10 protein-coding genes are annotated in these 14,626 nt (G+C 65.2%); 6 read left to right on the plus strand and 4 right to left on the minus strand.

Annotated elements, in window-relative coordinates; all coding sequences use genetic code 11:
* The first annotated feature begins 46 nt into the window (after positions 1-46).
* Positions 47-4,966 carry an alpha-2-macroglobulin family protein gene (locus AC1VWL_RS12390; protein ID WP_482986892.1) on the plus strand — a complete coding sequence of 1,640 codons (4,920 nt, stop codon included), beginning with the start codon at positions 47-49 and terminating at the stop codon, positions 4,964-4,966.
* Between the two features lie 139 nt (positions 4,967-5,105).
* Positions 5,106-7,469 (plus strand): penicillin-binding protein 1C, encoded by a 2,364-nt coding sequence (pbpC, locus tag AC1VWL_RS12395; protein ID WP_482986896.1) that lies wholly within the window; start codon positions 5,106-5,108, stop codon positions 7,467-7,469.
* Positions 7,470-7,733: 264 nt separating this feature from the next.
* On the opposite strand, the gene AC1VWL_RS12400 is transcribed toward pbpC, so the two are convergent.
* Both AC1VWL_RS12400 and AC1VWL_RS12405 read right to left on the minus strand, forming a co-directional pair.
* Positions 7,734-8,309: a ferritin-like domain-containing protein gene (locus AC1VWL_RS12400; RefSeq protein ID WP_482986893.1), complete on the minus strand. Its 576-nt coding sequence runs from the start codon at positions 8,307-8,309 to the stop codon at positions 7,734-7,736.
* 26 nt (positions 8,310-8,335) lie between these two features.
* Positions 8,336-8,818, minus strand: coding sequence for a redoxin family protein (locus AC1VWL_RS12405; RefSeq protein ID WP_481534261.1), 483 nt, complete (start codon positions 8,816-8,818; stop codon positions 8,336-8,338).
* Between the two features lie 151 nt (positions 8,819-8,969).
* Between AC1VWL_RS12405 and AC1VWL_RS12410 the strand changes: the two genes are divergently transcribed.
* Both AC1VWL_RS12410 and AC1VWL_RS12415 read left to right on the plus strand, forming a co-directional pair.
* On the plus strand, positions 8,970-9,407 hold the full coding sequence (locus AC1VWL_RS12410) for an Hsp20/alpha crystallin family protein (RefSeq protein ID WP_296253511.1): 438 nt from the start codon (positions 8,970-8,972) through the stop codon (positions 9,405-9,407).
* 126 nt (positions 9,408-9,533) lie between these two features.
* Complete coding sequence (locus tag AC1VWL_RS12415) at positions 9,534-10,433, plus strand: DnaJ C-terminal domain-containing protein (RefSeq protein ID WP_482986894.1); 900 nt, start codon at positions 9,534-9,536, stop codon at positions 10,431-10,433.
* A 325-nt stretch (positions 10,434-10,758) separates the two neighbouring features.
* Here the strand turns inward: AC1VWL_RS12415 and pilH are convergent, their stop codons facing one another.
* Together pilH and AC1VWL_RS12425 are read right to left on the minus strand one after the other, a co-directional pair.
* Positions 10,759-11,142, minus strand: coding sequence for a twitching motility response regulator PilH (pilH, locus tag AC1VWL_RS12420; protein WP_062166594.1), 384 nt, complete (start codon positions 11,140-11,142; stop codon positions 10,759-10,761).
* A gap of 92 nt (positions 11,143-11,234) precedes the next feature.
* Positions 11,235-12,230, minus strand: a complete 996-nt coding sequence (locus tag AC1VWL_RS12425) for a YhdH/YhfP family quinone oxidoreductase (protein WP_481615749.1) — start codon at positions 12,228-12,230, stop codon at positions 11,235-11,237.
* 297 nt (positions 12,231-12,527) lie between these two features.
* Between AC1VWL_RS12425 and hflK the strand changes: the two genes are divergently transcribed.
* On the plus strand, positions 12,528-13,634 hold the full coding sequence (gene hflK / locus AC1VWL_RS12430) for an FtsH protease activity modulator HflK (protein ID WP_296253517.1): 1,107 nt from the start codon (positions 12,528-12,530) through the stop codon (positions 13,632-13,634).
* Positions 13,631-14,494 (plus strand): protease modulator HflC, encoded by an 864-nt coding sequence (hflC, locus tag AC1VWL_RS12435; protein ID WP_282265868.1) that lies wholly within the window; start codon positions 13,631-13,633, stop codon positions 14,492-14,494. Before hflK ends, hflC begins: the two co-directional genes overlap by 4 nt.
* The last annotated feature ends 132 nt before the right edge of the window (positions 14,495-14,626 follow it).

Here is a 14,626-nt window from a genome sequence, read left to right on the forward strand (position 1 = left end):
CTTACAAGCAGGCTGGTTATACTCCGGCGATCTGCGGGAGGACGCCATGGGTAACAGGATGTTGAAGGGTATGCGTTGGGCTGCGGCCGCCTTGGTGGCGCTGGCCTTGGTTGCAGGATGCAGCAGGAACGAAACCGGGCAGCTGCCCGGGGCCAGCGGTGAGGCGATCCAGACCAAGCAGGAAGAGGTCAAGGGTTTTGCCATGCTGCGCGCCTACCCGGACCAGAAGAGCGGTGACGGCCTTGCGCTGGCGGTGGAGTTCTCGCGCCCGCTGGTTGGCACCCAGGACTTCGACAAGCTGCTGCGCTTCGAGGAGAAGGTCGGCAACGAGGACAGCAGCTGGTCGCTGTCCGATGACGGCAAGACCCTGCGCTATCCCTATGTGGAGGCGGCCAAGGAGTACACGCTGATCATCTCGGCCGACCTGCTGGCGGCCGACGGCAACCGGCTGGGTACCGAGGTCAAGCAGAAGGTCTTCACCGGCGAGCTGGATCCTGCAGTAGGTTTCGCCTCGCAGGGCAGCGTGCTGCCGGCCCGCGAAAGCCGCGGCCTGCCGGTGGTCTCGGTGAACGTGCCGGAGGTGGACGTGGAGTTCCTGCGCGTGCGCGAAAAGGACCTGCCCACCTTCTTCAGCCAGTACCAGCGCGGCGGTCGCCGTGGCAGCTGGGAGCTGGACAGCGAATACGGTGACAAGACCCCGCTCAACCAGCTGGCCGAGCCGGTCTACGTCAACCGCTTCATCCTCGGCGGCAAGCAGAACGAGCGCGTGCTGACCTATCTGCCGATCCAGGACGTGAAGGAGCTGCAGCAGCCCGGCCTGTACTTCGCGGTGATGAAGCGCACGGGCAGTTTCGACAGCGAGTTCGATACCTCGTTCTTCACCGTCAGCGACATCGGCCTGCATACCCGCGCCTACAAGGACAAGCTGTTCGTCCACACCGCCTCGCTGGCCGACGGCGCGCCGGCCAAGAAGGTCGAGCTGAAGGTCATCGACGGCAAGGGCGAGGTCATCCTCAAGGGCCAGACCGACGGCAACGGCAACGCCTTGCTCAACTACACGCTGGATGCCGCGCATGTGCTGGTCGCCAGCAGTGGCAGCGACACCACCATGCTGCCGTTCAACCAGCCAGCGTTGGACCTGAGCGAGTTCGCGGTGGCCGGGCGCCAGAACGCCAATTTCGATGTATTCGCCTGGTCCGGGCGCGATCTGTACCGCCCGGGCGAGACCGTGCGCATCTCCGCGCTGCTGCGCGACAACGACGGCAAGACCCTGGCCGGGCCAGCCACCGGCGGCCAGCCGGTGTTCCTGCGGCTCAAGCAGCCGGACGGCAAGACCTTCCGCGAGACCCGCCTGCAACCGGGCGAGCAGGGCTATTTCGCGTTCGAGCAGACCATTCCGGTGGAGGCACCAACCGGGCGCTGGACTGTCGAGTTCCGCACCGATCCGGCCAGCAAGGAGGCGGTGCAGGGCATGACCCTGCGCATCGAGGAGTTCCTGCCCGAGCGCATGAAGCTGGACCTGGCCAGCGCGCAGAAGACGCTGAAGCCGGGCGAGGCATTGAAGCTGCAGGCCGATGCGGCCTATCTGTATGGCGCACCGGCCGACGGCAACCGCTTTACCGCGCGACTGGCGGTGGCGGTGGAGCAGCACCCGGTCGAGTCGATGCCGGGCTGGTTCTTCGGCGACCCGACCGTGCAGCTGCCGCGCGAAGCCAATGACGTGATCGATACCACCCTGCCCAAGGACGGCAAGCTGCGCGAAGACGTCGCCTTGCCGGCCGAGGCAGGCAAGGCCACCACCGTGGCTGCGCTGCTGTCCGGAAGTGTCTATGAAACCGGTGGCCGCACCGTTACCCGCACCCTGAAGCGGGTGATGTGGCCGGCACCTGCGCTGGTCGCCCTGCGCCCGCTGTTCAGCGACAGCGACGGTGCGGATGCCAACGCCAATGCCCGCTTCGAGCTGATGCGGGTGGATGCCGACGGCAAGCCGCAGCCGGCCAAGGGGCTGAAGGTCACCCTGGTGCGCGAACTGCGCGACTACCACTGGACCTATACCGACAACCGCTGGGACTACGACTTCACCCGCCGCTTCGAGAACAAGGAAACCCGCACCATCGATGCCGGTGCCACCTCGGCCCGGTTCGATTTCCCGGTGGAGTGGGGCGAGTACCGGGTGGACGTGTTCGATCCGGCCACCGGCCTGACCATGCGCTATCCGTTCCGCGCCGGTTGGAGCTGGGACGATCAGAACCGTGGGCTGGATGCCCGCCCTGACAAGGTCAAGCTGTCGCTGGACAAGACCGCTTATCGCGCCGGTGACACCGTCAAGGTCACGCTGACCCCGCCGCATGCCGGCCGTGGCGTGTTGATGGTGGAAAGCGACCGCATGCTGTACGTGCAGGACATCGATGCCAAGCCGGGCAGCACGTTTGAAATCCCGGTCAGCAAGGACTGGGAGCGGCACGATGTCTACATCACCGCCTTGGTGTTCCGTGGTGGCAGCGCGCCGAGCAAGATTACCCCGGCGCGTGCCGTTGGCGTGGCGCATGTGCCGATGGACCGCCGCGACCGCCGCGTCGCGGTCGGCCTGATCGCGCCCAAGCAGATGCGCCCGGAACAGCCGATGACGGTTACCGTCAGCGCGCCCGAGCTGGCCGGCAAGCCGGCACACGTCACCGTCTCGGCGGTGGACGTGGGCATCCTCAACATCACCCGCTTCCCGGTGCCGGATGCACCCGGGCACTTCTTCGCGCAGCGTCGGTTGGGCGTGGATGCCTATGACATCTATGGCCGCGTGATCGAGAGTTTCGAGGGCAATAGCGGCAAGCTGAAGTTCGGCGGCGACATGGCATTGGCGGCACTGCCGCAGGCCAAGCGGCCGACCGCCCGCGTGCAGACCGTGGACCTGTTCTCCGGGCCGGTGGCGCTGGATGCCAAGGGCAATGCGCGGGTGCGCCTGCAGGTGCCGGATTTCAACGGCACCCTGCGCGTTTCGACGATGGTCTACTCGGCCGACCGCTACGGCAATCGGGATGTGGAGACGCTGGTGCGCGCGCCGATCCTGGCCGAGGCCAGCATGCCGCGGGTGATGGCACCGGGCGATCGCAGCACGGTCACCCTCGACGTGCAGAACTTCACCGGCAAGCCCGGCGAGTTCAACGTGCGCGTGGACGGTGAAGGCCCGCTCGGCATCGCTGAGTCGACCCGTACGGTGCAACTGGCGGCGGACGCCAAGAGCACGCTGAGCTTCCCGCTGAGCGCGCAGGAAGGCTATAGCGTGGCCAAGGTGCGGGTGCGCGTTGATGGCAATGGCTTCAAGGTGGACCGCCGCTACGACCTGCCGGTGCGCGCGGCGTGGCCATCGGTGCTGCGTTCGCAGACCCGGACCCTGGATCCGCTGGCGCCGATCACCTTGGACAGCGGCTTCGCCAATGGTTTGATGAGTGGCTCGGTCAATGCGCGCATGCTGGTCAGCGCCTTGCCGCCGATCCCGTTCGCATCGGCCCTGCAGGGCGCCTTGAACTATCCCTATGGCTGCGCCGAACAGACCACCAGCAAGGGGTATGCAGCGCTGATGCTGGATGAGGCCACGTCGGCGATGCTCGGTGCCGATGGTCTGGACGCCAAGGTCCGTCGTGAGCGCATGGAAGGTGCGTTCGGCCGGCTGGCGTCGATGCAGGTGTCCAACGGCAACTTCTCGATGTGGGGCGATGACGACTACATCAATCCGGCGCTGACGCCGTATGTCGCAGAGTTCCTGCTCGACGCCAAGGATGCAGGCTTCGCGGTGCCGGAGAACGTGCTGCAGAAGGCCTTGAACCGGATCAGCGAAGACCTGCTCAGCGGTGGCAACCAGTTCTACGGCAGTGATCGCCGTGACGGTTTGAAGTTCGCCAACCAGGCCTATTCCGGCTATGTGCTGGCACGCGTCAATCGCGCACCGCTGGGTACGCTGCGCACGCTGTGGGACAACGAGCGCAGCAAGGCGGTGACCGGTTTGTCGCTGGTGCATCTGGGTACGGCCCTGGCGATCCAGGGCGACAGCAAGCGTGGCCAGGCGGCTATTGCTGCTGGCTTCGCCAAGTCCAGCGCCGACCGTCCGGAATACTTCGGCGACTACGGCACCCGCCTGCGCGACGAGGCTTTGATGATCGCCCTGCTGCATGAGCGCGGCCTGTCCAAGCCGGAATACGACGCGCGCGTGATCGATCTGGGACGCACGCTGGACGTGCGTCGTGGCAGTGGCCTGATGTGGCTGAGCACGCAGGAACAGGTGGCACTGGCGCGCCTGGGCAAGGCCTTGATGGCCAACCAGAAGAAGCTGGTGTCCGGCGAACTGGCGGTTGGCGACAAGGTTGAGGACATCAGTGCACGCAAGGCCTTTGGTCGCGTGTTCGACATGGCGCAGCTGGCGCAGGGCGTGCGGTTCTCGCCGCAGGGCGAGGCGCCGATGTTCGCCAGCCTCGACGTTGCCGGCATTCCGCGTCAGCCACCGGCACCGGACAACAGCGTGATCGGCATCGAGCGCTCCTGGTTCGGCACCGACGGCAAGCCGTGGACGCCGCGCCCGTTGAAGGAAGGCGAGGCCCTGATCGTGCGCCTCAGCGTCACTTCCAACACGAACATGCCCGATGCCTTGCTCACCGACCTGTTGCCGGCCGGCCTGGAAATCGAGAACTTCAACCTCGGCGATGCCAAGCAGTGGGCCGACGTGGTGGTGGGCGAGGTCAAGGTGAGTGACCGCTCCAGCGCTGCCGACGTCAAGCACGAGGAGTTCCGCGACGACCGCTATGTGGCCGCCTTGAAGCTGTCGCGTGGCAGCACAGCGCACGTGTTCTATCTGGTGCGTGCGGTCACCCCGGGCACGTACATGGTGCCGCCGCCGCTGGCCGAGGACATGTACCGTCCCGACATGCGCGGCGTGGGCCGCTCCAACCCCAGCACCATCACGGTGGTGCAGCCGTAGTCGGCTCCTGCTCCCTCCCTTTGCCGAAGGCAAGGGGAGGGCTGGGGAGGGGTAAGCTCTTCCGCGGCCAAGCCGTTCCGCCCCAGCTCCACAGGCAATGTCTGAAGAATCATCCCCATTGAAAACGCGCGCCTCCCGGCTGAAACAGATTGCCACCCGCGTGCGCGCCGTCCTTACGCTCCGCAACCTGCGCTGGGCGCTTGCCGCCCTGCTGACCTTGTTGCTGGTGCTGGACCTGGCATTTCCGTTGCCGCTGCCGAAATCACGCGACACCAGCACGCTGGTGGTCGCGCGCGACGGCACACCGCTGCGTGCCTTCGCGGATGCAGAAGGCGTGTGGCGTTACCCGGCCGATGCAAAGACCATCTCGCCGCTGTACCTGCAGGCTTTGCTGACCTACGAGGACCGCTGGTTCTGGCGCCATCCCGGCATCAACCCGTGGGCGCTGGCGCGCGCCGGCAAGCAGATGCTGCTGGAGCGACGCATCGTCTCCGGTGGCTCAACCCTGACCATGCAGGTCGCGCGCATCCTCGATCCGCATACGCGCACGCCCTGGGGCAAACTCAAACAGCTGCTGCGTGCGCTGCAGCTGGAAGTGCACCTGAGCAAGACACAGATCCTCGACCTGTACCTGGAACGCGCGCCTTACGGTGGCACCATCGAAGGTGTGGAAGCGGCGAGTTGGGCCTATCTCGGCAAGTCGGCCACGCATCTGTCGCAGGCCGAGGCCGCGTTGCTGGCGGTGTTGCCGCAGTCGCCGAGCCGGCTGCGTCCTGATCGGCACCCGGAAGCCGCGCAGCGCGCCCGCGACAAGGTGCTGGCACGCATGGCCGAGCTCAAAGTGTGGTCGGCCGATGATGTCGCCGACGCGCGCATCGAGCCGGTGGTGGCGCGTTCGCTGCAACAGCCTTTGCATGCCGCCTTGCTGGCGCAACGCATGCGCAGCGCCTATCCGCGTGTGCCGCAGATCAAAACCACGATCGACAGCGGTCTGCAACGCACGCTGGAAGAGCGTGTTTCCTCGTACTTCTCACAACTGCCGGAACGCACCTCGGCTGCGCTGCTGGTGATGGACAACAACACGCTGGAAGCACGCGCCTATGTCGGTTCGGTCACCTTTGCCGACAAGGCGCGGCTTGGTCATGTGGACATGGTGCAGGCGTGGCGTTCGCCGGGTTCAACGCTCAAGCCGTTCCTGTATGGCATGGCGCTGGACGATGGGCTGATCCATTCGGAAAGCCTGATCGTCGATGCGCCGCAGAGTTTTGGTGGCTACCGTCCCGGTAATTTCGATGCGGCTTTCAACGGGCCGGTTGGTGCGGCAACGGCGTTGCGTTTGTCCTTGAACGTGCCGTCGGTGGATCTGCTGGACAGGGTTGGTCCATCGCGGTTCGCTGCACGGTTGGGCAATGCCGGCATCAATCTGCGTTTTCCGCATGGCACGCAGCCCAGCCTTGCGTTGATACTCGGTGGTACCGGGGCACGCCTGGAGGATCTGGTCGGTGCGTTCTCCGCGCTCAACCGGGAAGGTATCGCCGGTCGCGTGCGCTACACGCCCAACGACCCACGCATCGAGCGTAGGCTGGTATCGCCGGGTGCCGCGTGGATCGTGCGCGATGTGCTCGAATCCAATCCGCGCCCGGGCTATGGCGTGGGTACCTTCGATACTGGCAACCGCCCGCGCGTGGCATGGAAGACCGGTACCAGCTACGGCTACCGCGACGCCTGGGCAATCGGCAGCACTCGCTCCTATACCGTCGGCGTCTGGGTCGGTCGTCCGGATGGCACGCCGTTGCCGGGGCAGTACGGCGCGGTGACGGCCTTGCCGCTGATGTTCGAGGTGATCGACAGCCTGCCGCGCCAGGCCGGTGACAATGCCGTGCGGGCACGGCCGGATAGCGTCAGCGAGGTCGAGATCTGCTGGCCGTTGGGCATTGCCGCCGAGCAGACCCCGCCTGCGATGTGCCAACGCCGCTTCCCTGCCTGGGTGCTGGACGGCGTGGTGCCGCCAAGCTTCCCTGAGCGCGAGGCAAGGTTCTGGCAATCCGGGCGCATGCGCTACCAGGTGGATGCAACGACGGGCCAGCGGCTGTCGCCCGGTTGCGAAGGCCATCCACGGGTCGAGGATCGCGAGATCGCGCGCTGGCCAGCGATGGCGTCGCCTTGGCTGACCGTGGCGCAACGGCAGGCGCAAAGCCTGCCGCCTTTGGCAGCGGACTGTACCGATGACGGGCGGCAGTCCGATGGCGTACTGCATATCGATGGCTTGAATGACCTGGCCACGCTGGCGCGCCCGCCGGGTGCACAGCATGGCCCGCGCCTGCAGCTGCGCGCGCTGGGCAGCGAAGCAACGATTGAATGGCTGCTCGACGGCCGCTGGATAGCGCAGACACAAGGCGCGCGCACCTTCACCCGCGACTTCAACGATGCCGGCGAACACACCCTGACGGCGCTGGCCGCCGACGGCACATGGACGCGCGTCCGCTTCCGCGTAGTGAACTGAGAAGCGCAATGTAGTGCCGAGCCATGCTCGGCAGGGGCTTTCCCAGCAATGCCCTGTAGTGCCGAGCCATGCTCGGCAAGGGGCGTTGCAAGCAATACCGCCCGCTTGTAGGAACGGCGTAAGCCGCGAAGCAACAAATGAATCAAGCTGCAGAGATCCCAGCAATTTCATTGGTGTCAGCTTCGCGGCTTACACCGCTCCTACAACATGGGTTTGTCGGTAACGCTCCAGCCGAGCATGGCTCGGCTCTACCACATCTCCGGCTTACTCGCCTATCCAGCCTTCCAGCATGTCGGCGAAATCGTCGGCATGCTCCTCTTCCTGCGCCAATATCTGCTCCAGGATGCGCTTGGTGGTGGTGTCCTTGTCGCCGATGAAGTTGATCATCTCGCGATAGCTGTCGATGGCGGTGCGCTCGGCGATCAGGTTCTCGCGCACCATGTCGCGCAGATTGCCGCCTTCCTTGTATTCGGCGTGCGCGCGGGCGGTGAGGGTGTCCGGATTGAGGTCGGGTTCGCCGCCCAGTTGCACGATGCGTTCGGATAGCAGGGCGGCATGTGTCTGCTCCTGCTGCGCGTGTTCAAGGAACTCGGCCTTGACCGAGTCGGCCAGCATGCCCTTGGCCATGTAGTAATGCCGGTAATAGCGCAGCACGCACACCCATTCGGTGGCCAGCGCGTCGTTGAGCAGTTTGATCACCGCTGGGCGGTTGGCACTGTAGGTGGGCGTGACCGCGCCATCCTCGATGCTCTTGCGCGCGTTGGCGCGCAGGGTTTTTCGATCAGTGATTCCTGCCAACTGCGTTGTTTTTGTCGACTTGGCGGCGGGCTGCTTGCTCATGGCTGGCCTTTCCTTCTATTGAACCCCTAGGTGGGGAGATGGGCGAGCACATGCTCGGCCCCGGATACCTCGAATTGTCCCGGCTGTTCGATGTAGGTTGCGCGGACCACGCCGTTCTCGATGTACAGCGCAAAACGACGCGAACGGATGCCCATGCCGGACGCGCTGGCATCCATTTCCAGGCCCAGTGCGCGGGTGAAATCGCCATTGCCGTCGGACAGCATCTGCAATCCATCGGGCACTGATTGGCTCTTGGCCCAGGCCTGCATCACGAACGGGTCGTTGACCGCCATGCAGAACACTTCAATACCGCGGTTACGGAAATCCTCGAAATGCTCGACATAACCGGGCAGGTGGCGGGCCGAGCAGGTCGGGGTGAATGCGCCGGGCACGGCGAACAGCACCGCCTTGCGGCCATCGAACAATGCGTGGGTGTCGATCGTTTCCAGCCCTTCGCGCAGACGCTTGAGAGTGACTTCAGGGATGCGGTCGCCAACGTTGATGGACATGCAGGACTCCTAGGCTGAATTGAAGTTTAAAGAGACGGTGGAAGCACCGCGTCAACAGCTTGAAAAGGCGGTCTTCACACAATACGTCGTGTGCATGGGAAAGGCAGCGCCATTCCGGCATGCCAGTCCCCATATCTTGCAGGAGGACATCATGAGCATCGTACGTTACCGCCAGTGGCCGACCCAGTCCGAGATTCATCAGTTGTTGTCGCCATTGCTTGAAACCGTCACCAACAGCAGCGCGTCAGCCTGGGTGCCTGCGGTCGATATCCGCGAGGAAACTGGCCGGTTCGTTGTTTCGGCAGACCTGCCCGGCGTGGATGCTTCCAGCATCGACGTGCAGATGGAAAAGGGCGTGTTGACCATCAGCGGCCAGCGCAGCGCGCCTGAGCTGGCTGAAGGCCAGCGTCTGACCCGCAGTGAACGCGCCCAGGGTGCCTTCAACCGCCGTTTCGTGCTGCCTGACAGCGCCGATGCCGAGGGCATCGTGGCCCATAGCCACAATGGCGTATTGGAAGTGCGCATTCCCAAGCGCAGCGAGGCGGCACCGCGCCGCATCCAGGTGGTGCAGGGCCAGCCCAGCGCCTGACGGCGTGAGCGAACTTCCACCTGCGCAGGCACCGTGGCCCGGTAGAATGGGGCCACGGTGCTTGCCGATTGCACGATGGCCCGTTGCCGCAAGGTGTCGGGCCAGCTTTTTTTCAGAGGTGTGAGGATGGAATTCAAGGATTACTACGCCACGCTTGGGGTTGAACCCAGCGCCGGTGATGCCGAGATCAAGACGGCCTACCGTCGGTTGGCGCGCAAGTACCACCCGGACGTAAGCAAGGAAGCCGGCGCTGAGGAGAAATTCAAGGCGGTCAATGAGGCTTATGAGGCGCTGCGCGATCCAGCCAAGCGCAAGGCCTATGACCAGCTGCGCGCGCAGGGCTATCGCCCTGGCGAGGAATTCAATGCACCGCCGGGCTTTGGCGGCGGGCAGGGCTTTGATTTCGAGGAAGTGTTCGGCGGTGGCAACGCCAATGGCGGCTTCAGCGATTTCTTCGAGAGCCTGTTTGCCCGTCAGCGCGGTGGCGCAGGTGCCGGTGGACGTCGCCCGGGCCCGGGTTTCGGTGGTGCCGGCCCGCAGCCGATGCGCGATACCCGCGCCAAGCTGTCGGTACCGCTGGAGGCTGCTTACAGTGGCGACAGCCTGCGCATCACCGTGGACGGTCGCCAGCTCGACGTGCGCGTCCCCAAGGGCATCCGCCCGGGCCAGGTGATCCGCCTGAGCGGGCAGGGCAGTGGCGGCGGCAACCTGATGCTGGAGGTGGAGTACGCCTCGCATCCGCAGTTCGAGGTGGATGGCCGCAATATTCTTTACACGCTGCAGGTGACGCCCTGGCAGGCCGCCTTGGGTACCAGCATCAGCGTGCCGACGTTGGGTGGCGCGGTGGAGCTGAAGGTGCCGGCCGATTCGGACAGCGGCCGCAAGCTGCGCCTGCGCGGTCGAGGCTTGCCCGGCAGCCCGGATGGTGACCAGATCGTGGAGCTGGAAGTGATTGCGCCGGTAGCGAGCAACGAAGCCCAGCGCAAGGCGTACAAGGACCTGGCCAAGGCGTTTGGCGAGGACTGAGCGCGGCTTGGTTCGCGCTGTTGCAGCTGAAGAGAAGCGGGCTTTGCCCGCTTTTCTTTTTTCTTTGGCTGGGATTTTTGGCCAGGAGCTTCCCCTCACCCCAACCCCTCTCCCGCACGCGGGAGAGGGGCTAGCAATGCGGGGCTGCCAGTGCACTACGAGCGCAAGCAATCCGAGCCCCTCTCCCGCCTGCGGGAGAGGGGTTGGGGTGAGGGGAAGCTTCTAGCTAGCAAACCCAAAGCAAACCCAACGCAAACCCAACACCCAAAAACAAGAAAGGCGGGCAAAGCCCGCCTTTCAAAAAGCTTTCCCCAAGAAAGCCATCTCACCCAACCGGCGGCGCCTCGGCACTGAACACCTGCGCGATCACCGCCGACAGGTCGTCTTCGGTAAACGGTTTGGTGATGTACGCCTTCGCCCCCTGGCGCATGCCCCACAAGCGATCAGTGTCCTGATCCTTGGTGGTCACCAGGATCACCGGGATGTGCTGCGTGGTCGCCTCGCGCTTGAGCGTGCGCGTTGCCTGGAACCCGTTGAGGTTCGGCATCACCACGTCCATCAGCACCAGGTCCGGCAGCACCTGCTTGGCAACCTCCACCCCAGAGGCGCCATCAGTTGCGGTGAAAATCTCATGCCCCAGCTTTTCCACAATGCGCTGGATGCCCATCAACTGCGATGGTGAATCGTCGACGATCAGGATACGCGCCATGTTTTTCCCCAAGTAGTAGCGGCAGTGTAGTGCTGGCGCGCCGCCGGCGTGAAGTCGCTGCCTTCACGCCGGGGAAGTTCATGTGACTGCCGTCAATCAATTCTTACGACGGTACGGCCGAAGGATTTGCCTTCCAGCATCGTGGCGAACACCTCGGGCAGGCCATCCAGGCCCACTTCGCGGGTACAGATGCGGTCCAGGTGACGCGGCTTCCAGTCGCTGCCCAGGCGCTGCCAGACCTGCTCGCGGATGTCGCGGGCAGTTCCGGCCGAAGCCACGCCGAGCAGGGAGACGCCGCGGATGATGAAGGGCATCACTGTCATGTCCAGCTCGCCGGAGGCGGCCAAGCCGGCCGATGCCACGTTGCCATAAGGGCTGGTCTGCGCCAGCAGGCTGGTCAGCATGCTGCCGCCGACATTGTCCAGGCCGCCGCCGAAGCGGGCTGATTCCATGGGCCGGGTGGTGGCCAGCGCATCGCGGCCGAGGATCTGGCTGGCACCGATCGCGGTCAGGTAGTCGGCCGCCTCGGCCTTGCCGCTGATGGCATGCACCTCGTAGCCAGCCTGGCTGAAGATGTCCACCGCCAGCGAGCCGACGCCGCCGGTGGCACCGGTGACGGCCAGCGGGCCATGGGCAGGCGTCTGCCGGTTGTCGGTCATGCGCAGCAGTGCCAGTGCGGCGGTGAAACCGGCCGTGCCCAGCACCATGGCCTCGCGCAGGCTGAGCTGTGCCGGCAGCGGGATCACCCACCTGGATTCCAGGCGCACGTACTGGCTGTAGCCGCCGTCACGGGTTTCGCTCAGGCCGCAGCCGGTGGTCAGCACCTGGTCGCCTTCACGGAAGACCGGGTCGCTGGAGGCGACAACCTCGCCGGCCACGTCGATACCGCCGACCAGCGGGAAGCGGCGCAGGATCTTGCCCTTGCCGGTACCGGCCAGCGCGTCCTTGTAATTGACCGACGACCAGCGGGCGCGGATCACCACCTCGCCCGGGCTCAGCTGGTCCAGGTCCACTTGTTCAGGACCGCTGCGGTAGCCCGCGTCGTCGTTGTGGATGCGGAAGGCGGTGAACGGGGCGGTAGGGGACATCGGTAGGCCTGCGTCGGAACGGGGGAGTGCAACCATAACTGTTGTGAAAAGGCGGGTCTGCCCTTATTCCTATTTAGAGCAGGTGCCGGGAGGGGCCTGCACGGATACCGCGGGGCCCGTCTTGGCTGGGGCTCGCACCGCTGGATCAGCTGCCTGACTAGCTGATTGGCGGGCAAAACGTTCCGTTCAGGTAGCCCCGAACCTGTTCAGAGTCTGCCTTGTTAGAATCGGGATTCGATAGATGGTCAGGTCCTCGGCGGGAGCCCCCGCAGCCTGGCCCTTACAGATGGAGCATGCATGGCCTGGAATACACCCGGCGGCAACAGCGGTGGTGGTGCGGACAACAACCGCGCGCCGCGTACGCCACGTGGCGGCAATGGCGGAGGTTGGGGTGGTGGACTGCCCGGACCGCTGCGCGACCTGTTTGATGGCGGTATCTGGCGCTGGGTGCTGGTCGCGTTGGCTCTGCTGTTGTTGTTCTCCAGCTTCCAGCTGATCGGCGAACAGCAGCGCGGTGTGGTCCTGCGCTTCGGCGAGTACTCGCGCATCCTGCAGCCGGGCCCCAACTTCAAGCTGCCGTGGCCGCTGGAATCGGTGGTCAAGGTCAATGCGACCCAGATCAAGACTTTCAGCAGCAACGTGCCGGTGCTGACCCGGGACGAGAACATCGTCAATGTGTCGGTCAACGTGCAGTACCGCGTGGACGACCCGCGCGAGTACCTGTTCGGTACGGTTGATGCCGACCAGATGCTGGAACAGTCCGCGCAGAGCGCCGTGCGTGAGCAGGTCGGCCGCGCCGACCTGAATACCGTGCTGAACAACCGTGGCCCGCTGGCCGTGGTCGCCGAGCAGCGCCTGCAGGCCTCGCTGAAGACCTACAAGACCGGCCTCAGTGTGACCGGCCTGACCCTGCCCGATGCGCGTCCGCCGGAAGAAGTGAAGCCGGCCTTCGACGAGGTCAACGGTGCCCAGCAGGTCAAGGAGCGTTTGATCAACGAAGCCCAGGCTTACGCCGCCAAGGTTGTACCCGAAGCGCGCGGCCAGGCCTCGCGTGCCCGTACCACCGCCGAAGGCTACAAGCAGGCCATCGTCGCCCGCGCCGAAGGTGACGCCCGCCGCTTCACCCTGTTGCAGGGGGAGTACAAGAACGCGCCGGAAGTCACCCGCAAGCGCCTGTGGCTGGAAACCGTGCAGCAGGTGCTGGCCGAGAACCGCAAGGTCATCGGTGGTGACGGCCGCCAGCTGATCTACGTGCCGATGCCGGCCGATGCCAGCAAGACCGGCAACGCCCCGCAGCTGACTCCGGAAATGGTGGCACCGGCCTTGCCGGCAGCGACCGACAGTATTCGCAACGCGGACCGTTCGGTCTCGCGCTCGGCATCGCGTGAGGAGGCCGGCCGATGAAAAATTCAGTCGTTATCGGCGTACTCGTCGCGGTGTTGCTGGGCCTGTTGGGTTCGGTCTATGTGGTTCGCGAAGACCAGACCGCCATGGTGCTCAACCTGGGCAAGGTGGTGCGTGCCGACATCAAGCCTGGCCTGCACTTCAAGGTGCCGCTGGTTGAAACCGTGCGCGTGTTCGACCGTCGCTTCCAGGTGCTGGACACCGCCCCGGCGCGTTACTTCACTGCCGAGCAGAAGGACGTCAGCGTCGACTTCTTCGCCATTGGCCGGATCTCCGACGTGCGCGCCTACTACCGCGCCACCGGCGGCGACAGCAAGATCGTCAACGCCCGCCTCGCACCGATCATCACCGACTCGCTGCGTAACCAGATCAACTCGCGCACCTTGCAGGCACTGGTGTCCGGTGACCGTGGCGAGTTGATTGCCGGTCAGCTGAAGTCGATCAACGAGGCGATTGCTGCCTTGGGCATGGAGATCATCGACCTGCGCATCAAGCAGATCGACCTGCCGACCGACAGCCAGGTGATTGCCGACGTCTACGAGCGCATGCGCGCCCAGCGTAAGCAGGAGGCCGCCAAGCTGCGCGCCGAGGGTGAGGAGCAGTCGCTGACCATCCGCGCCCAGGCCGACCGCGAAAGCACCGTGATCGTGGCCGAAGCCGAACGTGATGCGCAGCAGCTGCGCGGTGAGGGCGATGCCCAGGCCGCGTCGATCTACGGCAAGGCCGGTTCGGCTGACCCGTCGTTCTACGCCTTCTACCGCAGCCTGGAGGCCTACCGCGCCTCGATGACCGACGGCAACGGCGTGATCGTGCTCGACAAGAACGACCCGTTCCTGCAATACATGAAGAGCGATCGCTGATCGCTTGACCTTTAGCCCCTCTCCCCTCGGGAGAGGGGGGCTGTAGTGGGGGGGCGAGGGGGGCCCGGGCGGGGAGCTGATTATATAGTGGGAGTCGGACACCCGGCGCCGCGGGCCGGGGCGGGGGGGGGG

Source organism: Stenotrophomonas sp. STEN063, assembly GCF_056854515.1.